At 43.2% G+C, this 22,918-nt stretch carries 18 protein-coding genes, 3 tRNA genes, 3 rRNA genes, 1 other RNA gene, 1 pseudogene and 1 other annotated feature; of the genes and pseudogenes, 21 read left to right on the forward strand and 5 right to left on the reverse strand.

The window, feature by feature from the left end; genetic code table 11:
• The first annotated feature begins 64 nt into the window (after positions 1-64).
• Positions 65-1,390: a D-alanyl-D-alanine carboxypeptidase family protein gene (locus tag NST59_RS00075; RefSeq protein WP_039175836.1), complete on the forward strand. Its 1,326-nt coding sequence runs from the start codon at positions 65-67 to the stop codon at positions 1,388-1,390.
• Positions 1,391-1,431: 41 nt separating this feature from the next.
• On the opposite strand, the gene pdxR is transcribed toward NST59_RS00075, so the two are convergent.
• On the reverse strand, positions 1,432-2,910 hold the full coding sequence (gene pdxR / locus NST59_RS00080) for a MocR-like pyridoxine biosynthesis transcription factor PdxR (protein WP_144495969.1): 1,479 nt from the start codon (positions 2,908-2,910) through the stop codon (positions 1,432-1,434).
• 246 nt (positions 2,911-3,156) lie between these two features.
• Here pdxR and pdxS point away from each other — a divergent pair, with 246 nt between their 5' ends.
• From pdxS to NST59_RS00105, 5 genes and pseudogenes are all read left to right on the forward strand, one after another.
• Positions 3,157-4,041 carry a pyridoxal 5'-phosphate synthase lyase subunit PdxS gene (pdxS, locus tag NST59_RS00085; RefSeq protein ID WP_039175840.1) on the forward strand — a complete coding sequence of 295 codons (885 nt, stop codon included), beginning with the start codon at positions 3,157-3,159 and terminating at the stop codon, positions 4,039-4,041.
• Positions 4,042-4,061: 20 nt separating this feature from the next.
• Positions 4,062-4,652, forward strand: coding sequence for a pyridoxal 5'-phosphate synthase glutaminase subunit PdxT (pdxT, locus tag NST59_RS00090; RefSeq protein WP_059375792.1), 591 nt, complete (start codon positions 4,062-4,064; stop codon positions 4,650-4,652).
• A 53-nt stretch (positions 4,653-4,705) separates the two neighbouring features.
• Positions 4,706-4,922: a binding site (T-box leader), on the forward strand.
• A 48-nt stretch (positions 4,923-4,970) separates the two neighbouring features.
• Positions 4,971-6,245 (forward strand): serine--tRNA ligase, encoded by a 1,275-nt coding sequence (gene serS / locus NST59_RS00095; protein WP_039175845.1) that lies wholly within the window; start codon positions 4,971-4,973, stop codon positions 6,243-6,245.
• Positions 6,246-6,841: 596 nt separating this feature from the next.
• Positions 6,842-7,177 (forward strand): annotated as a pseudogene (locus NST59_RS19145) (methyl-accepting chemotaxis protein); the annotation flags it as partial.
• A gap of 326 nt (positions 7,178-7,503) precedes the next feature.
• Positions 7,504-7,596 (forward strand) — tRNA-Ser (locus NST59_RS00105).
• Between the two features lie 89 nt (positions 7,597-7,685).
• Here NST59_RS00105 and NST59_RS00110 read toward each other — a convergent pair.
• From NST59_RS00110 to NST59_RS00125, 4 genes are all read right to left on the reverse strand, one after another.
• Positions 7,686-8,345, reverse strand: coding sequence for a deoxynucleoside kinase (locus NST59_RS00110; protein WP_039175851.1), 660 nt, complete (start codon positions 8,343-8,345; stop codon positions 7,686-7,688).
• On the reverse strand, positions 8,342-8,965 hold the full coding sequence (locus NST59_RS00115; RefSeq protein WP_039175853.1) for a deoxynucleoside kinase: 624 nt from the start codon (positions 8,963-8,965) through the stop codon (positions 8,342-8,344). Before NST59_RS00115 ends, NST59_RS00110 begins: the two co-directional genes overlap by 4 nt.
• Positions 8,966-9,050: 85 nt before the next feature.
• Positions 9,051-10,298 carry a glycoside hydrolase family 18 protein gene (locus tag NST59_RS00120; protein ID WP_411210666.1) on the reverse strand — a complete coding sequence of 416 codons (1,248 nt, stop codon included), beginning with the start codon at positions 10,296-10,298 and terminating at the stop codon, positions 9,051-9,053.
• Between the two features lie 99 nt (positions 10,299-10,397).
• Entirely contained in the window at positions 10,398-10,952 is a 555-nt protein-coding gene (locus NST59_RS00125) for an isochorismatase family cysteine hydrolase (protein ID WP_039175857.1), read from the reverse strand.
• A gap of 79 nt (positions 10,953-11,031) precedes the next feature.
• Here NST59_RS00125 and tadA point away from each other — a divergent pair, with 79 nt between their 5' ends.
• The 15 genes from tadA to NST59_RS00200 all read left to right on the forward strand — a co-directional run bounded on the left by tadA (position 11,032) and on the right by NST59_RS00200 (position 22,910).
• A complete protein-coding gene (gene tadA, locus NST59_RS00130) occupies positions 11,032-11,508 on the forward strand; it encodes a tRNA adenosine(34) deaminase TadA (protein WP_034284264.1) in 477 nt (158 codons plus the stop codon).
• Between the two features lie 76 nt (positions 11,509-11,584).
• An RNA gene (gene ffs, locus NST59_RS00135) (signal recognition particle sRNA large type) lies at positions 11,585-11,849 on the forward strand.
• A gap of 330 nt (positions 11,850-12,179) precedes the next feature.
• The gene (gene dnaX, locus NST59_RS00140) at positions 12,180-13,892 is read left to right on the forward strand and encodes a DNA polymerase III subunit gamma/tau (RefSeq protein WP_064498738.1); all 1,713 of its coding nucleotides are present in this window, start codon (positions 12,180-12,182) and stop codon (positions 13,890-13,892) included.
• A 26-nt stretch (positions 13,893-13,918) separates the two neighbouring features.
• Entirely contained in the window at positions 13,919-14,242 is a 324-nt protein-coding gene (locus tag NST59_RS00145) for a YbaB/EbfC family nucleoid-associated protein (RefSeq protein WP_008342011.1), read from the forward strand.
• A gap of 15 nt (positions 14,243-14,257) precedes the next feature.
• Positions 14,258-14,854 carry a recombination protein RecR gene (recR, locus tag NST59_RS00150; RefSeq protein ID WP_003218094.1) on the forward strand — a complete coding sequence of 199 codons (597 nt, stop codon included), beginning with the start codon at positions 14,258-14,260 and terminating at the stop codon, positions 14,852-14,854.
• A gap of 18 nt (positions 14,855-14,872) precedes the next feature.
• Positions 14,873-15,097, forward strand: coding sequence for a YaaL family protein (locus tag NST59_RS00155; RefSeq protein WP_024425764.1), 225 nt, complete (start codon positions 14,873-14,875; stop codon positions 15,095-15,097).
• Positions 15,098-15,163: 66 nt separating this feature from the next.
• Positions 15,164-15,427 (forward strand): pro-sigmaK processing inhibitor BofA family protein, encoded by a 264-nt coding sequence (locus NST59_RS00160; protein WP_034284261.1) that lies wholly within the window; start codon positions 15,164-15,166, stop codon positions 15,425-15,427.
• A gap of 276 nt (positions 15,428-15,703) precedes the next feature.
• Positions 15,704-17,252: ribosomal RNA gene (locus tag NST59_RS00165) — 16S ribosomal RNA — on the forward strand.
• A 95-nt stretch (positions 17,253-17,347) separates the two neighbouring features.
• Positions 17,348-17,424: transfer RNA gene (locus NST59_RS00170), tRNA-Ile, on the forward strand.
• A gap of 14 nt (positions 17,425-17,438) precedes the next feature.
• Positions 17,439-17,514 (forward strand) — tRNA-Ala (locus tag NST59_RS00175).
• A gap of 98 nt (positions 17,515-17,612) precedes the next feature.
• Positions 17,613-20,543: ribosomal RNA gene (locus NST59_RS00180) — 23S ribosomal RNA — on the forward strand.
• 61 nt (positions 20,544-20,604) lie between these two features.
• Positions 20,605-20,721 (forward strand): 5S ribosomal RNA (gene rrf, locus NST59_RS00185).
• Together the 16S, 23S and 5S rRNA genes with 2 tRNA genes alongside form the textbook arrangement of a ribosomal RNA operon.
• A gap of 171 nt (positions 20,722-20,892) precedes the next feature.
• Complete coding sequence (locus NST59_RS00190) at positions 20,893-21,084, forward strand: sigma factor G inhibitor Gin (RefSeq protein ID WP_024425620.1); 192 nt, start codon at positions 20,893-20,895, stop codon at positions 21,082-21,084.
• 128 nt (positions 21,085-21,212) lie between these two features.
• A complete protein-coding gene (locus tag NST59_RS00195) occupies positions 21,213-21,827 on the forward strand; it encodes a 5-bromo-4-chloroindolyl phosphate hydrolysis family protein (protein ID WP_039175866.1) in 615 nt (204 codons plus the stop codon).
• A gap of 18 nt (positions 21,828-21,845) precedes the next feature.
• Positions 21,846-22,910, forward strand: coding sequence for a toxic anion resistance protein (locus tag NST59_RS00200; protein WP_341039566.1), 1,065 nt, complete (start codon positions 21,846-21,848; stop codon positions 22,908-22,910).
• Positions 22,911-22,918 lie beyond the last annotated feature (8 nt).

Raw genomic sequence — 22,918 nt, forward strand, 5'->3', positions numbered from 1 at the left:
AAGCCCTTGTGGATTACATATATATGAAAAACGTCGAAAAAAGATGAATACGGAGGTATGACGATTGAACAGCAAGATGTTGAAACAGCTTATGGTCTCTATCCTTGCATTGGCATTGATTGTTACAGCATTTACACCAATGTCCAAAGCAAAGGCTGCTGAAGATCCATTCAGTGTGAATGCGAAAGCAGCGATCCTTATTGAAGCTTCTACAGGTAAAATTCTTTATAGTAAAAACGCAGATCAAAGACTGCCTATTGCAAGTATGGCAAAAATGATGACCGAGTATCTATTACTAGAGGCGATTGCTGAAGGTAAAGTGAAATGGGATCAAAAGTATACGCCAGATGATTATGTATACGAAATTTCTCAGGACCGCAGTTTATCTAACGTTCCTTTGAGAAAAGATGGTTCGTATACAGTAAAAGAACTTTATCAAGCAACGGCTATTTATTCGGCAAATGCAGCAGCGATCGGTTTAGCAGAAGTGATCGCTGGATCAGAATCGAAGTTTGTTGAAAAAATGAACGCAAAAGCAAAAGAACTTGGTTTAACAAACTACAAATTCGTGAATGCAACTGGTCTTGAAAATAAAGACTTACATGGGCAACAGCCAAAAGGTACAGGTCCTGATGAAGAAAGTGAAGTATCGGCAAAAGATATGGCATTGCTTGCACAGCATCTCATCAAAGACCATCCAGAAATTCTTGAAACAGCAAGTATTGCGAAAACGAAGTTCAGAGAAGGCACTGACGATGAAATGGACATGCCTAACTGGAACTTCATGCTTAAAGGACTTGTGAAGGAATATAAAGGTGTAGACGGTCTGAAAACAGGATCAACAGATTCAGCCGGTTCTAGCTTCACAGGTACGGCAAAACAAGGTGACATGCGCGTCATTGCCGTCATCCTAAATGCAAAAGGTAATCTTCATACAGCACGTTTCGACGTGGCGAAAAAACTGTTCGACTATGCGTTTAAAAACTTCACGATGAAAGAAATGTACAAAAAAGGTCAACAAATCAAAGGACATGAAAACATCGCAGTTGATAAAGGCAAAGATAAAGAAGTACCTGTTGTGACGAAAGAAGCATTTTCTGTGCCAGTAAAAAATGGTGACGAAAAGAGCTATAAAGCAAAAGTAAATATTGAGAAAAAGAACCTAGAAGCTCCTATTAAAAAAGGAACGAAGGTTGGCATGCTGACGACTTCTTATTCTGGTGATGAGAAGGACTACGGCTATTTAAATAAAGACCAATCAGGTGTTGAGCTTGTGACGAAAACAGGCGATGAAAAAGCAAACTGGTTCATCCTAGCAATGCGCGGTGTAGGTGGATTCTTCGCTGGCATTTGGGGCGGAATCGTTGACACAGTAAAAGGTTGGTTCTAATAAAAAACTGCTCTCTATACATGAGAGCAGTTTTTTTATCGTTAAAAGAAGAGCGATTGCTTCTGATTTTGAGGAGTGGATAAAGCTTGCTGGAAAATATCACATAACTTTTTCACGCCTTCGGTCAGTGCTTTTTCATTCACATAGGAAAAGCTGAGGCGGATATAATTCTGCTTCGGCTCACCAGGGTAGCAGACAGAGCCAGGCAGAAAGGTGATTTGCTGCTTACGTGCCTCATGCAACAGTGCTCGTGTATCGACCCAGGAAGGAAAGCTAAGCCATAAATTGAGCCCGCCCTGTGGAATTTGCCACGTTACATCTTTCGGTGCGTGTTTCGTTAACACATCCATCATCAAATCGCGTCTCACTTTCAAGGCGGTTCTTAGCTTCTTCGTATGATCAATCATTTTCTTCGATGTCAGAAACGGCAATATGGCCTTTTGTGTGAGGAGAGGGCTGCCTAAGTCATTATTGGCCTTTGCAGCTAATAAACGGTTAAATATCGAGCCTGAGGCTGTGATAATCCCGATTCTGCATCCTGGCGCCAGTGTTTTACTTAATCCTCGCAAATAAATGACGTGTCCATCATGATCCAAGCTTTTAATAGGTGCTGGTGGCTTTTTTTCAAAATAAAGCTCGCGATAAGGGTCATCTTCTACAATGAGACAATCAATGCTTTGAGCCAGTAAGAGAAGCTGTTTTCTACGCTTCATCGACATACTGGCCCCTGTTGGACTGTGGAAAGTAGGAATCGTATAGATGAGTTTCGGTTTATATTTATCACAAATGCTTTGAAGCTGTTTCATGTTCATCCCTTCATGATCGACAGGGACAGTAATGATTCTTGCTCCTCTGCCCATAAAGACATCAATGGCCCCGGGGTATGTGGGTGCTTCCATGACCACCACATCATCCGGCCCAATAAACGTACGTGCCACCAAATCAAGCCCTTGCTGAGAACCACTTGTTACAAGGATATTTTCAGGTGTAGACGGCACATCCAACTTTTCTAAAAAAGACTGAATGACTTGTCGCAGCTGAAGGTCACCTTGTATCTCACCATACTTCGACATGATTTGGGGATGCCTGGCTAGTACATGCTGCATCTCTTTTTCTAAATACCGGTTGGGCAAAAGCCCTGGATCGATCATAGAGGAAGAAAGGTTAATGGCTTCTTCGACATAGTGATACTGAGCGAATTGAGACCGTGGTAAATAATCTGGAATCGACAACTGCCAATCGAAAGAGGTAGATGATGGAACTGGAATCTCTGCCTGCTCTTGCTGCTCATCCACAAAAGTTCCTTTACCTTGCACCGTCTTTAAATATCCGTCATCCTTTAATCGGGTGTATGCCTTTGCTGCCGTGACAAGACTCACATTGAGCTGCTTAGCTAAATCACGTACAGTTGGCAGCTTTTCTCCTTGCTGAAGCAAACCTGATTGAATGTGGTCAATGATTGAAAAGTAAATTTGATTTGAAAGAGATGTATCAGAGTGTCGATGGATATCAATATGCATGAAACCCCTCCATAGAATGCAACATTGTTATACATGAATTTTAATTGTTATAGTTGCATTATAGCATGTAAATCACACTTGAAAGAGAAAATGACATGTTTTTAGCTGGAAACCCTTTATATACAAGGGTTTATTCTTTTTTATCGGCTGTTTGAATTGTTATACTATTCTCTTTATTGTTATACTTTCTCGCTTGTATGATAAAGATGTTGAATTAATCGAATAGACAAATGGGAGGAAACTATTGTGAGCAATAAGGGAACTGAACGAGTGAAACGTGGAATGGCAGAAATGCAAAAGGGTGGCGTCATTATGGATGTCGTCAATGCGGAGCAGGCAAAAATTGCAGAAGAAGCAGGTGCGGTGGCAGTCATGGCACTAGAACGAGTACCAGCTGATATCCGTGCAGCAGGCGGTGTTGCCCGTATGGCAGACCCAAGAATCGTAGAGGAAGTACAAAATGCCGTAACGATTCCAGTCATGGCAAAAGCACGTATCGGCCACATCGTCGAGGCTCGTGTTCTTGAAGCACTTGGTGTTGATTATATCGATGAGAGTGAAGTGCTGACGCCCGCAGATGAAGAATTCCATTTAAATAAAAATGAATACACAGTACCTTTTGTCTGTGGATGCCGCGACTTAGGTGAGGCAACCCGCCGTATCGCAGAAGGCGCTTCTATGCTTCGTACAAAAGGAGAGCCAGGGACAGGCAACATTGTAGAAGCTGTTCGTCATATGAGAAAGGTCAATGCTCAGATTCGTAAAGTATCAGCCATGAGTGAAGATGAACTGATGACAGAAGCCAAAAACCTTGGCGCGCCTTATGAATTATTGCTGCAAATCAAAAGAGATGGCAAGCTGCCAGTTGTGAACTTTGCAGCTGGAGGCGTTGCAACACCAGCAGATGCTGCGTTAATGATGCAGCTTGGAGCAGACGGTGTATTTGTCGGATCTGGTATCTTCAAATCAGACAATCCAGCTAAATTCGCCAAAGCGATTGTTGAAGCAACAACTCATTACACTGATTATCGTCTCATTGCAGAACTTTCAAAAGAGCTTGGAACAGCTATGAAAGGAATTGAAATTTCAAATCTACTGCCAGAAGAACGTATGCAAGAGCGTGGCTGGTAATTAAGGGAGCGCAAACGAACATGCTGACAATTGGTGTACTAGGGCTTCAAGGAGCGGTGAGAGAGCATATTCAATCAATTGAAGCCTGCGGAGCAGAAGGAAAGATCATCAAACGAGTAGAAGAGCTAGAATCCGTTGACGGTTTGATTATCCCTGGTGGAGAAAGTACGACGATGAGAAGACTCATGGATACGTACCAATTCATTGATCCGATCAAAGCGTTCGCTGCTCAAGGGAAACCGATTTTCGGTACATGTGCCGGTTTGATTATGCTGGCAAAGCATATCGAGGATCGAGAAGATGCTCATCTTGGAGTGTTAAATGTATCTGTTGCACGGAACTCTTTTGGCAGACAGGTAGACAGCTTTGAAGCAGATTTAGAAGTAAAAGGACTGGATGCGCCGTTTACAGGGGTGTTCATCCGTGCGCCTCATATCATCAGCGCAGATGATAGCGTAGAAATCATGGCCGAATATGATGGCAGGATTGTGATGGCGAAGGAAAACAATATCCTAGGCTGCTCTTTTCATCCAGAGCTGACAGACGATCACCGGTTAACGCAGCTGTTTGTTGATATGGTGAAGTCCTACAAAACGAAGCTTGCTGTATAAAACGGTTGAAAAGAGATAAAACTTATAGTACATTAAAAACACAATCAAAGATCGAAAAAGCGTTGACGGGAAATAGTAAGAAGCCCCTCTTTCTCAGAGAGCCGATGGTTGGTGAGAATCGGTGAAAGATGCATTCTGAATCCATCCTTGAGCGAAATGCTGAAACAAGAGAAGTAAGCATTTACGGTGATACCGTTACAGAGGAAAGAGGGAAGCATGCTTCTGCATGTTTTCAATCAGGGTGGCAACGCGAGAGCTCTCGTCCCTTTCATGGGATGAGGGCTCTTTTTATTTTTCGATAAAAAAGGAGTGTTATACATGCTGGATATTAAACAACTGCGCACGGACTTTGATCAAATCAAAGAAAAATTAGCACACCGAGGCGAAGATTTAGCGGATTTTGATAAGTTTGGTGAGCTAGATCAAAAAAGAAGAGAATTAATCGGGAAAACAGAAGAATTAAAGAGCCGAAGAAATGAAGTATCACAGCAAGTAGCCGTTCTAAAAAGAGAAAAGAAAGATGCCGATCACATTATTCAAGAAATGCGAGAGGTAGGAGATGAGATCAAGAAGCTGGATGATGAGCTAAGAACAGTAGAAGAAAGCCTGCAGCACATCCTGTTCTCAATTCCAAATATCCCTCATGACTCTGTACCAGTTGGTGAAACAGAAGACGACAACGTGGAAGTGAGAAAATGGGGCGAACAGCCAGCTTTCTCATTTGAACCAAAACCACATTGGGACGTAGCTGATGAGCTCAACATCCTTGATTTTGAACGTGCAGGAAAAGTGACAGGAAGCCGTTTCGTTTTTTATAAAGGGCTTGGCGCACGCTTAGAGCGCGCATTGTATAATTTTATGCTTGATTTACATGTGGATGAGTTTGGTTTTACTGAAGTGCTTCCACCTTATATGGTCAACAGAGCGAGCATGACAGGAACTGGTCAGCTTCCAAAATTCGAAGAGGATGCCTTTAAAATTCGCGAAGAAGATTACTTCCTCATTCCAACAGCTGAAGTGCCGATTACCAACATGCATCGTGATGAAATCCTCGATGGTGAACAGCTGCCAATCAACTATGCAGCATTCAGTGCTTGCTTCAGATCAGAAGCTGGATCTGCCGGCAGAGATACACGAGGACTCATCCGTCAGCATCAATTTAACAAGGTAGAGCTCGTGAAATTTGTCAGACCAGAAGATTCTTATGAAGAATTAGAGAAACTAACAAATCAAGCAGAAAAAGTGCTTCAGCTATTGAACCTGCCATACCGTGTCATGAGCATGTGTACGGGAGATTTAGGCTTCACAGCTGCGAAAAAATACGATATCGAAGTATGGATTCCGAGCCAGAATACGTACCGTGAAATTTCTTCTTGCAGTAACTTCGAAGCATTCCAGGCAAGACGTGCAAACATTCGTTTCCGTCCGGAGCCTAAAGCGAAGCCAGAACATGTCCACACATTAAATGGATCTGGATTAGCGGTAGGAAGAACCGTAGCGGCTATTTTAGAAAACTATCAACAAGAGGATGGAACAGTAATCATTCCTGAAGTGCTGCGTCCTTACATGGGAAATAAAGAAGTGATGAAATAAGATGCCATCAAGGCATCTTATTCTTTTTACCAAAAGTCCTACAGTTTTCCTGAATTTAGCCGATAAAAAGAGTAAAAGCTTCTAGGAAAGAAGGAATAATCTTGAATAGGCTTGACTATTATGTTGAAATGGCTCAATTACTTAGAAAGGTACTAGATGAAAGTATTCTTTTCGGTATCACGGATACAGAGAAGGTACTTTGTTATTACCCGTCTAACACAATAGATTTTGGTATGAAAGTTGGGGACCCATTGAACCCAGAAGACCAAAATGTGGCGACGACATTAAGAGGACAAGAATATGACGGTTACTTACCAGAATCACTATATGGTTATGAAGTTGCTGTAAAAGGTTACCCGATTTTTGATGAAGATAGAAAAGTAATTGGCTCTTTTTTAGTGGCATTTACATATCATCGTGAAAAAAAATTAAGCGGTTATATGGAGCAAATCAATAAAGTAGCGAAAGAACTCCAAGGTGGAATTGAGCAAATTGCTGCACATTCACAAGAGCTGGCTGCCACAAGTTTAGAAATAAGCGAACAGGCAGGAAGAGCAGAAGAGAAATCTGCGAATATTGAAGAAGTCGTCAAAACCATTGGCGGGATTGCTAGACAAACAAATCTGCTAGGTTTAAATGCTGCAATTGAAGCCGCAAGAGCAGGTGAGAATGGAAAAGGGTTCGCTGTCGTGGCTGATGAAGTGCGTAAATTATCAGATGGCTCGAAGGAAGCGGCTGAAACCATTAATACATTTTTAAAAGAAATCCAAGACAGCATTGGCACTTTGTCTGAAAACATCTCACAAATCAGCAGCTCAACAAATGAACAAGCCGAACAAGTGACAGACTTTACGAAGATTATTGAATCATTAAATGAGTTTAAAGTAGAGATGAATCAGTTTATTGAAGAAATGAGACAGGATACGAAATAGATCAAGAGCAGCCATCAATGGCTGCTTCAGCGTGTAGACAAACCCTCGCATTCGGTGTCAGGTCTGCGCTTCGGTGCTCACGAATGTCAAATTCGCTCCGCTCCGGTGCTCGCCCTTCCTAGACTGCAAAGGTTTTCTATCACGCTGAAAAGAAGACAAAGGGCTAAAATCAAAATCATTTTAGCCCTTTGTCAACAATCTGGAGCAGCCATCAATGGCTGCTTTTTTATAGGCAAATATCATGCCGAAATCACAAATTGAAATTTTTTTTCGAAAAGATGTTGACTTCAAATAAAATGATATGGTATATTAATTCTTGTCGATACGGAGGAATACCCAAGTCCGGCTGAAGGGATCGGTCTTGAAAACCGACAGGGGTGTCAAAGCCCGCGGGGGTTCGAATCCCTCTTCCTCCGCCATATTGATTTTTTACCTTAGTTGAATTAAACGCAAGCATAAAAATTGGAAATTGTCAAACCGCTGCATTTCGCGAATGCAGCGGTTTTTTTTATTTTGTTTTAGAGCGATTTTTTTGAATAACAGAAGCTATTTCATGAAGAATGGGATCAAGTGAACTTTCATCATGAAGTAGGTCGTAATCTTCAATATTAATTTTAATCACTGGGCATAAATCAAATTGTTCGATCCACTCTGTGTATCGAGTGTACATTTCTTCCCAATAAGCCCGGTCAGTTTGAGTTTCCATTTCTCTGCCGCGTTCTTCAATACGATGTAAAATATGATCTAAATCCCCGTGCAGATAGATGAGGACATCAGGGTGAGGGAAGTAAGGTGTCATCACCATCGCCTCAAATAGGCTTGTATATGTTTCATAATCGACCTCAGACATCGTACCTTTGTCCGCATGCATTTTTGCAAAAATGCCAGTGTCCTCATAAATGGAACGATCTTGTACATATCCTCCGCCAGATTCAAAAATCCGCTTTTGCTCCTTAAAACGCTCAGCCAGGAAATAGACCTGTAAGTGGAAGCTCCATCTTTGGAAATCTGAATAAAAAGGCTCTAAATATGGGTTATCATCTACTTTTTCAAGAGACGTTTGAAACCCTAGCTTGTCTGCTATTGTTTTGGTCATAGTGGATTTGCCGACACCAACAGTCCCGGCAATTGTGATGACTGCGTCCTTTGGTATTTCGATCTTGTTCATAGCACTTGCTCCTTTATGTTCTGTACAATTTGCTGGTAATCTTGCTGTGAGGAAACGAAGTCTGTATGATCTCCTTCAATTGTAATGATAGGAAGCCCTGGCTCAGTCTGTTTTAAATGTTCAATGGCCAGCTCATAATCTTCAATGAGTGTTTTTAAATAAGCTGGGTCAATGTCTTCTTCAAAAGAGCGTCCTCTCATCTGTATTCTTTCAAGTAAGGTTGGAAGGCTGGCTTTTATATAGATCATGGCATTTGGTTTAGGAAGATCATCTGTTAGCAGGTGATAGATCTTTCTGTATTTATCCATGTGCTTTTTTGATAATGTTCTTTCTGCAAATATCATATTTTTATAGACATGATAATCAGTGACAACCGGCTGCTGTTTATTCACATAGTTTTCTTCAATTAATTCTAACTGTTTGAACCGATTGCATAAAAAGAACATCTCAAGCTGAAAGCTCCATTGTTCCATATCTTCATAAAATTTATCTAAGAATGGATTTTCTTCTACAATCTCTTTTACTAAAGGAAATTGAAATTCCTTTGCAAGCATTGTAGCCAAAGTTGTTTTTCCGGCTCCAATTGGGCCTTCCACTGCAATAAAAGGGGCAGGATACATAGGCGTTCTCCTCTATCTATAAAGTTAAAGTTGTCAAACCAATGTATATTGTACCATACCCCTTCTAATAGATAGAGTGAATGGATTACGATGTCGTTCTTTTTTCAATATTAAATTGATCTGATAATAAGAGCCAATTTTGTGGGAAAGATAGACCTAATTTCCAATAAGCGATTCCGTTCAAATTTAGCTCTTTAATGAGGTTGAATTTTGCTTGAATCGACCTAGCGTCTTCGAACCAGACTTCATGATCTTTGTTATTGGCATCTGTATAACGAAAATGAGGTGCTTGTGCTGTTTCGTCGTATAGGATAGAGACATTGTGCTGTCTAGCAAGTGCAATTGCTTGTTGAGGACTGACGGCTTTGGCGATCGGGCCGCCCTGGACGAAAGGAAGTGTCCAATCATAGCCATATAAATTCTGTCCCATTACAATTTTATTGGCTGGTATGACAGTTAGTGCATATTCAATGACTTGGCGGACAGGTCCAATTGGAGAGACAGCTTGTGCAGGGCCGCCGCTGTATCCCCATTCATAGGTCATCAACACAACATGATCGACGATCTTACCGATCGCTTCATAGTCATGGGCTTCATACCATTTGCCCTTTTGCTGACTACTTGTTTTTGGTGCAAGTGCAACAGATATTGTCCATCCTTCTTGATGGAAACGAGCTGTTGCCTCTCTTAAAAATTGAATATAAGCATCTTTATCAACAGGGCGTAAATATTCAAAATCAAAATGGATTTCCTTGAATTGATACTTCTTGGCAACACGAACAATTTCATTTAAAAATGCCGTTTTGACAGATTGATTAGTTAAAAGAATACGGCCAAGTTCATCACTGAATTTTTCATTCTCTAGATTCGTCACCACCATGGTTAATACAGTTCTGTTCTGAGCGGCAATCTGGGGTAGTTGGTCTAAAGGTGATTCTCGTAGCGTCCCATCTCTTTGTGCTTGAAAACTAAAGACGTCTAAATGGGTTAAGTATGGGGAGGCCTCTCTGGCTGCCTGCTTTAAGTTTTCACTGACTTGATTTCCACGTGGTTCAATATAAGCATTGGAATTAATGTTCCTTTTCGGTCTTTGTGGAATATAGAGCAAGAAGCGAATAGGTAGTATCGCTTCAGGTCGAATTCTGTTCACACGTGCCAACTCTTCCACTGAGATTTGAAACCGTCTACCAATTTGATATAGTGTGTCATTTTGTTTGACCTCATAAAATTGACCTCTAATTGGAATGACAATTGTTTGTCCAATGACGAGTTGATTTGGTGTTTCGATTTCGTTAGTACGGATGATTTCATTGACTGTCGTTTTAAAACGCATGGCAATATCGTTTAAAGTATCTCCTCTTTTGACAACATAAATTTGAATAGTCAACGCCCCCTTTGTTATTGCTAACAATTTATGAGGGTTATGGCTAAATCATGTTTGATTTTCATTCGTGATTTCCTTAGCGGTGGTGATTTTTGCTAGAAGGACGTTCTCCATCATCGTTAAAGCGTAGTCGTTATCCCTGTCGTCGTTTGAAGCGATACAATCTTTAGGTACAATTAGATTGTATTCTCGCATGTACGCGTCATTTGCAGTGAACAAAACGCATATGTTCCCGGCAATTCCAGTTAGAATAATGTCCTCAACACCTAATTCATTTAAGAGTGTCTCTAGTGCAGTACCGTAGAAGGCAGAATGCTTAGGTTTAATTAAGAAGTAATTATCTTTAGATGGTGTCATTTTCTCTAAAATAGGAGCGCTTCTTTCGTTTTTGCATGTTTCCAGAACAGCTTGGATATCAGCCTTCCAAAGTCCGTAGTGATCGTTGATATAAATGATTGGCCAATTTTCCTTGAAAGCATGTTCTTTAAGAGCTAAAATTTTATTGGTCATTTGCTCTGTTTTTTCTGCAAGCACATGTCCCATTTCAAAATCAAAATTATTAATCATATCGATAATAAGCAGCGCCTTTTGGTGCTTTGACAAATTAAGACCCCCTTTAAAAGATTGTGATAATATGTTAACCTCAATTTCCTTTTAAAAAACATGAAAAGAGAGCCGTGCCATGACGAAAGATGAACAGTTTATGCAAGAAGCCATTTCCGAAGCCTTAAAAGCAGAACAAATAGGAGAAGTGCCGATTGGTGCCATCATAGTTGTTGATGACCAAATCGTGAGCCGGGCTCATAATTTAAGGGAAAGTGAGCAGCGTTCAATTGCACATGCAGAATTACTTGCTATTGATGAAGCATGTAAAGCGACAGGGAGCTGGCGTTTAGAAGATGCTGTTCTTTACGTTACGCTTGAACCATGCCCAATGTGTGCAGGTGCTATTGTTCTTTCTAGAGTGAAAAAGGTTGTTTTTGGTGCATACGATCCAAAAGGTGGATGTGCAGGTACTTTAATGAATTTATTGGATGATGAACGGTTTAATCATCAGTCTGAGGTCATCGGTGGTGTACTTGAAAATGAGTGTGGTGAGCTGTTAAGTCAGTTCTTCCGAAACCTCCGTCAGCGAAAGAAACAAGCCAAAAGTAAATGAATGGATGTCGTTTGCAATTTGAGCTATAAGAAGGTATACTTATGTCTGCGTCACTAACAATTTAATATTCATTTTGCCGTGCTAAGCGGGGAGGTAGCGGTGCCCTGTACTCGCAATCCGCTCTAGCGAGGCCGAATCCCTTCTCGAGGTTCGTTTACTTCAAGGTCTGCCTTAAATAAGTGGTGTTGACGTCTGGGTCCTGCGCAATGGGAATTCATGAACCATGTCAGGTCCGGAAGGAAGCAGCATTAAGTGAAACCTCTCATGTGCCGCAGGGTTGCCTGGGCCGAGCTAACTGTTTAAGTAACGCTTGGGGTAGCGAATCGACAGAAGGTGCACGGTAAATCAATATTAAATGTAACTCATCTAGTTTATCTAGGTGAGTTTTTTGTTGCTGTTCAAAGGATAGCTCAACTGCTTTAGTTATACAAATAGATAAAAAGTCTTTTTGGCGCCATTTGTTTTTTTCACTAATTGTAACAGGAACTGGTGTTCTTTTTGGGGTTTCAGGTCTTTTCACAAAGCTAGAAAATACGTTTTTAATGCATGAAAAGTAGAAACTCTATAATTGAAATCATCTTTTTGGCATATTAGAAAATAAAGGTGTGCTTTTGAATTGATCGGTGCATCATGTATAATGAAAAGGATGATAAATGGAGGAGGGCGTATTTGTGAGTTATCAAGCTTTATATCGAGTGTTCAGACCTCAAGTTTTTGAGGATGTTGTTGGACAAGAACACATCACAAAAACGTTGCAAAATGCCCTTTTGCAGAAAAAGTTTTCTCATGCTTACTTATTTTCAGGTCCTAGAGGAACAGGTAAAACAAGTGCTGCCAAAATCTTTGCAAAGGCAGTGAACTGTGAAAAGTCACCTGTTAGTGAGCCGTGTAATGAATGTGATGCCTGTAAAGGAATTACAAATGGTTCAATTTCAGACGTGATTGAAATAGATGCTGCCTCGAATAACGGGGTAGATGAAATCCGAGATATACGTGATAAAGTGAAATTTGCTCCTTCGGCGGTTACATATAAGGTTTATATTATAGACGAAGTACATATGCTCTCTATCGGTGCATTTAATGCCCTCCTTAAAACGCTGGAAGAACCGCCTGCTCATTGTATCTTTATTTTGGCTACCACAGAGCCTCATAAGATTCCTCTTACCATCATATCTCGTTGTCAGCGATTTGATTTTAAACGAATCACGACCAAAGATATTGTTGGAAGAATGGAGAAAATTGTAGATGCAGAAGGCCTAAACGTACAGGAGGGCTCGCTCGAGATTATTGCTAGTGCAGCTGATGGCGGTATGCGTGATGCACTAAGTCTCTTAGATCAAGCGATCTCATTTAGTGGTGAACAATTGACAATTGATGATGCGCTGCTCATTACAGGTGCTGTATCTCAGCATTTCATTAGTCAGCTTGCTGAAGCAATTTTTGATCAAAATATTGCCACAGCGTTAGATACATTAAATGAATTGCTTCAGCAGGGGAAAGATGCTGCTAAATTAATAGAGGATATGATTTTTTACTTTAGAGATATGCTGCTTTATAAAACGGCACCAGATCTCGAGGGTGTCCTTGAAAAGGTAAAGGTCGACGAAAGTTTCGTGGCACTGTCAGATCGTGTGACACCTCAGTTTCTGTATGAAACAATTGAAGTCCTGAATAAAAGCCACCAAGAAATGAAATGGACAAATCATCCTAGGATTTTCTTTGAGGTAGCGGTTGTAAAGCTGTGTCAGTCAACAGCAGGATTGACACAAGGTCATGCTGACGCTGATTTAACGGCGCTAACAGATAAAATAAACAGGCTGGAACAGGAACTCTCAAGGCTAAGAGCCGAAGGGGTACCAATGTCTCCATCTCATAGCCCTCAAGAAAAAAAGGAAGCGCCTCGACCACAAACGAGTAACAAAAATGGCTATCGTGCTCCTGTCGGCCGAATTCATGAGATTCTAAAAGAAGCGAAACGGCCTGAGTTAGAAAAAATTAAAGGCAAATGGGGAGAGCTCCTTGCCCAGTTGAAACAGCAGAATAAAGTGTCTCACGCTGCGTTATTAACGGACAGTGAGCCAGTTGCGGCTGCTTCGCATGCCTTTGTTTTAAAATTCAAGTTTGAAATACATTGTAAAATGGTTGCTGAAGATAAAAGCGGTGTTCGAACCAATCTTGAACAACTGCTAGAGTCTATGTTAGGAAAAAGAGTGGAATTAGTTGGCGTTCCTGACGCTCAATGGGGTAAAATAAGAGAAGAATTTTTAAGAGATCATCAGCCGGATGAACAAGCAGATGGTCAGGGAACTTCTACTGAAGAGGATCCATTGATTGCGGAAGCAAAGAAATTAGTAGGAACCGATTTAATTGAAATTAAAGATTAATAAAAATGAAAGAGAGTGGTGTTCATATGCGCGGTGGAATGGGAAATATGCAAAAAATGATGAAACAAATGCAAAAAATGCAAAAGGATATGGCAAAGGCTCAAGAAGAGCTTGCAGAAAAAGTTCTTGAAGGTACAGCTGGTGGCGGTATGGTCACTGTAAAAGTAAATGGACAAAAAGAAGTCGTTGATGTAGCAATTAATGAAGAAGTTGTTGATCCAGAAGATATCGATATGCTTCAAGATCTTGTTCTTGCTGCGACAAACGATGCATTGAAAAAAGTCGATGAGCTAACGAATGAAACGATGGGTCAATTCACAAAAGGAATGAACATGCCAGGTTTATTCTAGGAGGAATAACTGAAGATGCAATATCCTGAACCAATATCAAAGCTGATTGACAGCTTTATGAAATTGCCAGGAATCGGACCAAAAACTGCGGTCCGTCTGGCTTTTTTTGTTCTTAGTATGCAGGAAGATGTCGTACTAGATTTTGCGAAGGCGCTTGTAAATGCAAAGCGTAATTTAACTTATTGTTCTGTATGCGGTCATATTACAGACCAAGATCCTTGCTATATTTGTGAAGATACAAGAAGAGATCAATCTGTTATCTGTGTAGTGCAGGATCCAAAAGATGTAATCGCAATGGAAAAAATGAAAGAATACAACGGCTTATATCATGTGCTTCATGGTGCCATTTCGCCAATGGACGGAATTGGTCCAGAGGATATTAAAATTCCTGACCTATTAAAAAGACTGCAAGACGATCAAGTGACAGAGGTGATCCTTGCAACCAATCCAAACATTGAAGGAGAAGCAACAGCCATGTATATCTCCAGATTGTTAAAACCATCAGGAATTAAACTCTCTCGCATTGCTCACGGACTTCCAGTAGGCGGAGATTTAGAGTATGCGGATGAAGTCACACTGTCTAAGGCTCTAGAAGGCAGACGTGAGATGTAGGAAGGAGAAGTACGGTACATGGGTTTTCTTCGCAGAAAATCAATTCGAAAAGAATTCGATGAGAAATTAATTCAACAGCTTTTTAAGCAAAAAGAAGAATGGAACAGACAAAAAAAGCTTGTCGCAAATAGCGTTGAGCCTTCACCGGACATTCTATTCGAATTAAAGCTTGCTCAAGCGAAGTACTTTTTCTATCTGAGAGAAGCGAAAAAGAGGAATTTACGTCTAAACAACTGGAAATAGCAGGTCTATTGTACATAATCTTCTCATATGCTTGTACTATTCATATGAAGAGGGGATGAGAGGATTATGGAACCTGTTATTGTGATTGGGTCAATTTTGCTGGCTGTGCTATTGTTGTTTATGTCAGGTGTGCAGGCGAATCCATTCAAATGGTTAGGGCTTATCGGAGTGAAGTTTGTGGCAGGCGCTCTTTTTTTATTTTGCCTCAACCTATTTGGCGAGAGTCTAGGATTACATGTCTCTATTAATCCTGTAACGAGTGGAATTAGTGGTTTATTGGGTATTCCAGGCGTAGCAGCTTTAATTGTAATTGAAAAGTTTATTATTTAATGAAAAATATTGTTGACTTTGATTCGGTAGGATGGTAAATTAGTATACGTCGCTGATGACGAAGAAACGAAAAAACATACTAACAAAAAAGTTGTTGACACTAACAACTTTGATGTGATAAGATGTTCTAGTCGCTTCTGAAGCGGTAAACAAGTTCTTTGAAAACTAAACAAGACAAAACGTACCTGTTAATTCGAGTTTTTATAAAAAAATCCTATGATACTTCATAGGTAGTCAGTCAAACGCTGACGAAAAACAAAACTTCGGTTTTGTACTTTTTCGGAGAGTTTGATCCTGGCTCAGGACGAACGCTGGCGGCGTGCCTAATACATGCAAGTCGAGCGGACAGAAGGGAGCTTGCTCCCGGATGTTAGCGGCGGACGGGTGAGTAACACGTGGGTAACCTGCCTGTAAGACTGGGATAACTCCGGGAAACCGGAGCTAATACCGGATAGTTCCTTGAACCGCATGGTTCAAGGATGAAAGACGGTTTCGGCTGTCACTTACAGATGGACCCGCGGCGCATTAGCTAGTTGGTGGGGTAATGGCTCACCAAGGCGACGATGCGTAGCCGACCTGAGAGGGTGATCGGCCACACTGGGACTGAGACACGGCCCAGACTCCTACGGGAGGCAGCAGTAGGGAATCTTCCGCAATGGACGAAAGTCTGACGGAGCAACGCCGCGTGAGTGATGAAGGTTTTCGGATCGTAAAGCTCTGTTGTTAGGGAAGAACAAGTGCGAGAGTAACTGCTCGCACCTTGACGGTACCTAACCAGAAAGCCACGGCTAACTACGTGCCAGCAGCCGCGGTAATACGTAGGTGGCAAGCGTTGTCCGGAATTATTGGGCGTAAAGGGCTCGCAGGCGGTTTCTTAAGTCTGATGTGAAAGCCCCCGGCTCAACCGGGGAGGGTCATTGGAAACTGGGAAACTTGAGTGCAGAAGAGGAGAGTGGAATTCCACGTGTAGCGGTGAAATGCGTAGAGATGTGGAGGAACACCAGTGGCGAAGGCGACTCTCTGGTCTGTAACTGACGCTGAGGAGCGAAAGCGTGGGGAGCGAACAGGATTAGATACCCTGGTAGTCCACGCCGTAAACGATGAGTGCTAAGTGTTAGGGGGTTTCCGCCCCTTAGTGCTGCAGCTAACGCATTAAGCACTCCGCCTGGGGAGTACGGTCGCAAGACTGAAACTCAAAGGAATTGACGGGGGCCCGCACAAGCGGTGGAGCATGTGGTTTAATTCGAAGCAACGCGAAGAACCTTACCAGGTCTTGACATCCTCTGACAACCCTAGAGATAGGGCTTTCCCTTCGGGGACAGAGTGACAGGTGGTGCATGGTTGTCGTCAGCTCGTGTCGTGAGATGTTGGGTTAAGTCCCGCAACGAGCGCAACCCTTGATCTTAGTTGCCAGCATTCAGTTGGGCACTCTAAGGTGACTGCCGGTGACAAACCGGAGGAAGGTGGGGATGACGTCAAATCATCATGCCCCTTATGACCTGGGCTACACACGTGCTACAATGGACAGAACAAAGGGCTGCAAGACCGCAAGGTTTAGCCAATCCCATAAATCTGTTCTCAGTTCGGATCGCAGTCTGCAACTCGACTGCGTGAAGCTGGAATCGCTAGTAATCGCGGATCAGCATGCCGCGGTGAATACGTTCCCGGGCCTTGTACACACCGCCCGTCACACCACGAGAGTTTGCAACACCCGAAGTCGGTGAGGTAACCTTTATGGAGCCAGCCGCCGAAGGTGGGGCAGATGATTGGGGTGAAGTCGTAACAAGGTAGCCGTATCGGAAGGTGCGGCTGGATCACCTCCTTTCTAAGGATATATGGAGCAGCGTGCGTTTTCGTCTTGTTTAGTTTTGAAGGAACTTGCAAAAGATCCTACAACATCATATCTTCGATATGAAAGATGGGCCTGTAGCTCAGCTGGTTAGAGCGCACGCCTGATAAGCGTGAGGTCGGTGGTTCGAGTCCACTCAGGCCCACCATCTTCTATTAAATCGGGGCCTTAGCTCAGCTGGGAGAGCGCCTGCCTTGCACGCAGGAGGTCAGCGGTTCGATCCCGCTAGGCTCCACCAACGTGTTCTTTGAAAACTAGATAACAATAAGTAATACATTCACATTGAATGCAATGCAAAGTTCATCACACATAGTGATTCTTTCTAAAGTAAGAAATGGTTAAGTTAGAAAGGGCGCACGGTGGATGCCTTGGCACTAGGAGCCGATGAAGGACGGGACGAACACCGATATGCTTCGGGGAGCTGTAAGCAAGCTTTGATCCGGAGATTTCCGAATGGGGAAACCCACTGCTCGTAATGGAGTAGTATCCATACTTGAATACATAGAGTATGAGAAGGCATACCCGGGGAACTGAAACATCTAAGTACCCGGAGGAAGAGAAAGCAAATGCGATTCCCTGAGTAGCGGCGAGCGAAACGGGAACAGCCCAAACCAAGAGGCTTGCCTCTTGGGGTTGTAGGACACTCTATACGGAGTTACAAAGGAACGATATAAGCGAAGAGGTCTGGAAAGGCCCGCCAAAGAAGGTAACAGCCCTGTAACTGAAATGTTGTTCTCTCCAGAGTGGATCCTGAGTACGGCGGAACACGTGAAATTCCGTCGGAATCCGGGAGGACCATCTCCCAAGGCTAAATACTCCCTAGTGACCGATAGTGAACCAGTACCGTGAGGGAAAGGTGAAAAGCACCCCGGAAGGGGAGTGAAATAGATCCTGAAACCGTGTGCCTACAAGTAGTCAGAGCCCGTTAACGGGTGATGGCGTGCCTTTTGTAGAATGAACCGGCGAGTTACGATCCCGTGCAAGGTTAAGCAGAAGATGCGGAGCCGCAGCGAAAGCGAGTCTGAATAGGGCGCATGAGTACGTGGTCGTAGACCCGAAACCAGGTGATCTACCCATGTCCAGGGTGAAGTTCAGGTAACACTGAATGGAGGCCCGAACCCACGCACGTTGAAAAGTGCGGGGATGAGGTGTGGGTAGGGGTGAAATGCCAATCGAACCTGGAGATAGCTGGTTCTCTCCGAAATAGCTTTAGGGCTAGCCTCAAGGTAAGAGTCTCGGAGGTAGAGCACTGATTGGACTAGGGGCCCCTACCGGGTTACCGAATTCAGTCAAACTCCGAATGCCGATGACTTATCCTTGGGAGTCAGACTGCGAGTGATAAGATCCGTAGTCGAAAGGGAAACAGCCCAGACCGCCAGCTAAGGTCCCAAAGTATACGTTAAGTGGAAAAGGATGTGGAGTTGCTTAGACAACCAGGATGTTGGCTTAGAAGCAGCCACCATTTAAAGAGTGCGTAATAGCTCACTGGTCGAGTGACTCTGCGCCGAAAATGTACCGGGGCTAAACGTATCACCGAAGCTGCGGACTGTTCTTACGAACAGTGGTAGGAGAGCGTTCTAAGGGCTGTGAAGCCAGACCGGAAGGACTGGTGGAGCGCTTAGAAGTGAGAATGCCGGTATGAGTAGCGAAAGACGGGTGAGAATCCCGTCCACCGAATGCCTAAGGTTTCCTGAGGAAGGCTCGTCCGCTCAGGGTTAGTCGGGACCTAAGCCGAGGCCGAAAGGCGTAGGCGATGGACAACAGGTTGATATTCCTGTACCACCTCCTCACCATTTGAGCAATGGGGGGACGCAGGAGGATAGGGTAAGCGCGGTATTGGATATCCGCGTCCAAGCAGTTAGGCTGGGAAATAGGCAAATCCGTTTCCCGTAAAGGCTGAGCTGTGATGGCGAGCGAAATTTAGTAGCGAAGTTCCTGATTCCACACTGCCAAGAAAAGCCTCTAGCGAGGTGAGAGGTGCCCGTACCGCAAACCGACACAGGTAGGCGAGGAGAGAATCCTAAGGTGATCGAGAGAACTCTCGTTAAGGAACTCGGCAAAATGACCCCGTAACTTCGGGAGAAGGGGTGCTTCTTAGGGTGTTAAAGCCCCGAGAAGCCGCAGTGAATAGGCCCAGGCGACTGTTTAGCAAAAACACAGGTCTCTGCGAAGCCGTAAGGCGAAGTATAGGGGCTGACGCCTGCCCGGTGCTGGAAGGTTAAGAGGAGCGCTTAGCGTAAGCGAAGGTGCGAATTGAAGCCCCAGTAAACGGCGGCCGTAACTATAACGGTCCTAAGGTAGCGAAATTCCTTGTCGGGTAAGTTCCGACCCGCACGAAAGGCGCAACGATCTGGGCACTGTCTCAACGAGAGACTCGGTGAAATTATAGTACCTGTGAAGATGCAGGTTACCCGCGACAGGACGGAAAGACCCCGTGGAGCTTTACTGCAGCCTGATATTGAATGTTGGTACAGCTTGTACAGGATAGGTAGGAGCCTTGGAAACCGGAGCGCTAGCTTCGGTGGAGGCATCGGTGGGATACTACCCTGGCTGTATTGACCTTCTAACCCGCTGCCCTTATCGGGCAGGGAGACAGTGTCAGGTGGGCAGTTTGACTGGGGCGGTCGCCTCCTAAAATGTAACGGAGGCGCCCAAAGGTTCCCTCAGAATGGTTGGAAATCATTCGCAGAGTGTAAAGGCACAAGGGAGCTTGACTGCGAGACCTACAAGTCGAGCAGGGACGAAAGTCGGGCTTAGTGATCCGGTGGTTCCGCATGGAAGGGCCATCGCTCAACGGATAAAAGCTACCCCGGGGATAACAGGCTTATCTCCCCCAAGAGTCCACATCGACGGGGAGGTTTGGCACCTCGATGTCGGCTCATCGCATCCTGGGGCTGTAGTCGGTCCCAAGGGTTGGGCTGTTCGCCCATTAAAGCGGTACGCGAGCTGGGTTCAGAACGTCGTGAGACAGTTCGGTCCCTATCCGTCGCGGGCGCAGGAAATTTGAGAGGAGCTGTCCTTAGTACGAGAGGACCGGGATGGACGCACCGCTGGTGTACCAGTTGTTCTGCCAAGGGCATCGCTGGGTAGCTATGTGCGGACGGGATAAGTGCTGAAAGCATCTAAGCATGAAGCCCCCCTCAAGATGAGATTTCCCATTCCGCAAGGAAGTAAGATCCCTGAAAGATGATCAGGTTGATAGGTCTGAGGTGGAAGCGTGGTGACACGTGGAGCTGACAGATACTAATAGATCGAGGACTTAACCTATATTCTAATGTGAAACATGAACATTGTTATCTAGTTTTGAGAGAACATTCTCTCCATCAGGTTTGGTGGCGATAGCGAAGAGGTCACACCCGTTCCCATACCGAACACGGAAGTTAAGCTCTTCAGCGCCGATGGTAGTTGGGGGGTTTCCCCCTGTGAGAGTAGGACGCCGCCAAGCTTCTATCAGGATCAGTTCCATTTGGAACTGGTCTTTTTTGTTTTTTAAGAAAAGGAACAAACACTCGATCTGACATGGATACATATACTAAACTACCATCTAAAACATTCTTAATTTTGTATACAATTGAAAGCGCTAGGGCATACTGAAGCTATAAGTGGAGGTGTCACAATGAGCAAAAAAGAGCGAGAAGCGATTTGTTTGATTTGTGAAGAGAAAAAAACAAAGGGAATTTATTTATATCATCAGTTTTTGTGCCGAGAATGTGAGCGAAAGTTAATTTCTACATCGACCTCGGATCCCAGCTATGCCGATTATGTTAGAAAGCTTAAAAATCTTCATACGCCGCCTTTGTATTCATAGACCATTAGATGGTCTTTTTTTATGAGCCATGAAGGATTGGGCCTGTTTTTTGGAACTTAGTTTGGACATCATCCGTAATTAATAATAAGATAAACAGAGAGCCTGATTATTCATAGGAGTCGATGAACATGAAATCAATTTTTTATACATTTATATGGGCCATCCTCTCTACTTTTTTTTCGCTTGTGATTTTAACCGTCAGTATTGGGGTTTTCCATCATCATGTTGGATTATCGATACTGTATGCGATGATAGGGTGGGGCGTGATGTTTGCAGGGAGCAGATGGGTTGCTTTCCAGTTGTTTTTAAAGAAACACGGACTGTCTCGTAGTGATTATGTATATATCAAACAGCATTTAAAAGAAGCAGGACAAAAGCTTGTACGTTTAAAGAAAGCTTTATTTGCTGTGAAAAACGTACAAACGATCAAACATAATTATGAAATTCTCAGACTTGCACGACGAATCTATACGATTACAAAAAAAGAGCCGAACCGGTTTTATGATGCACAGCGTTTTTATTTCGAAAGCTTGGATTCTGTTGTTGAACTAACTGAAAAATATGCACTATTGTATAATCAGCCTGATCGCAGTCATGAGCTGGAAATGACACTTAGCCAAACTCGAGTGACGCTGACAGAGCTGCAAAAGCAATTGACGAATGATTTGCAGCAAGTATTAGGAAGAGACATAGAAGCTCTTCATATTGAGCTTGAAGTGGCAGATAAAATGATAAAGAAATAATGAAAGGAGTCAAACGCAATGAAACCAGAAGATCACATCCGATCATCAACTGCTTCCACTACAGATCTTCAGTTTCGGGTGTTTGATACCTTATCTGATGAGGAGAAACAAGAAGCCATACAGCGTGCCGAGCAGATCCCTGACAATCCGCAAAAGCTGCTTTTCTATGGTACACGTGTTCAGGAACGATTATTGGAACAATCACAACAAATGATGAAATATGTTGAGAAAAAAGATATCGATCAAATAGGAGATGTGCTTGAGGCCTTTTTGCACCAGCTGCATATAGTAGAACCTGAGGATTTACTGCCAAAGAAGCAGGGCTTTTTTTTGAAATTGTTTCAGCGGGAGAAGCGTTCTACTCAGGAAATCATATCGCGTTTTCAACATGCAAAATCACAGATCGAGAGATTATCAGCAAGACTTCGTTATGCAAAAGGCGGATTAATCTCGGATCATATGTTATTAGAGCGTTTATTTGAAGAAAATCAAACTTATTTCCAAGAGATGACGATGCAGGTTGCAGCAGTTGAAGCGAAAATGACAACTTTAGAAAAGCAGATCATATCAGAAACGCAGCATATTGGTAATCGGACTATAGAGGAGAAATTGATGAGTCAGGAATTCAATGCAGAAGAGTATATGGAGAGGTTGAAGGAACGGAAATATGATTTGCTGTTAAGCCGGCAAATTGCGTTGCAATGTAATGCCCAAATTCGAATGATCCAGCATACGAATCATACATTGGCCAATCACATTCAATCAACTGTTTCTGCATCCATTCCTCTATGGATCAACCAAATGTCGATTGCGTTAACGCTTATTCAGCAGCGTGCCAATTCAGCTCTTCAGAATCGTATCCAAAAAACATACGAAAAGGTATCAAAGCAACAGGGAGAACTTCTTGAAGAAGCAGCTTTTGCACCTATAGATACGTTGAAAAAGGTTCAACGCCAATTAGCAGAAACCTTACAGGAAACGTTACAGGTGAAAGAGCATGGAAGCCAAGAGCGTGCTCAATTGAAAAACAGCATGTATGAGGCAGAACAGAAGCTGACAAATCACCAGCCAATAAAGGAATGAGAATCCAT

Origin of the sequence: Bacillus sp. FSL R5-0439 (assembly GCF_038008805.1) — a bacterium.
Classification (GTDB): Bacteria; Bacillota; Bacilli; order Bacillales; family Bacillaceae; genus Bacillus; species Bacillus safensis.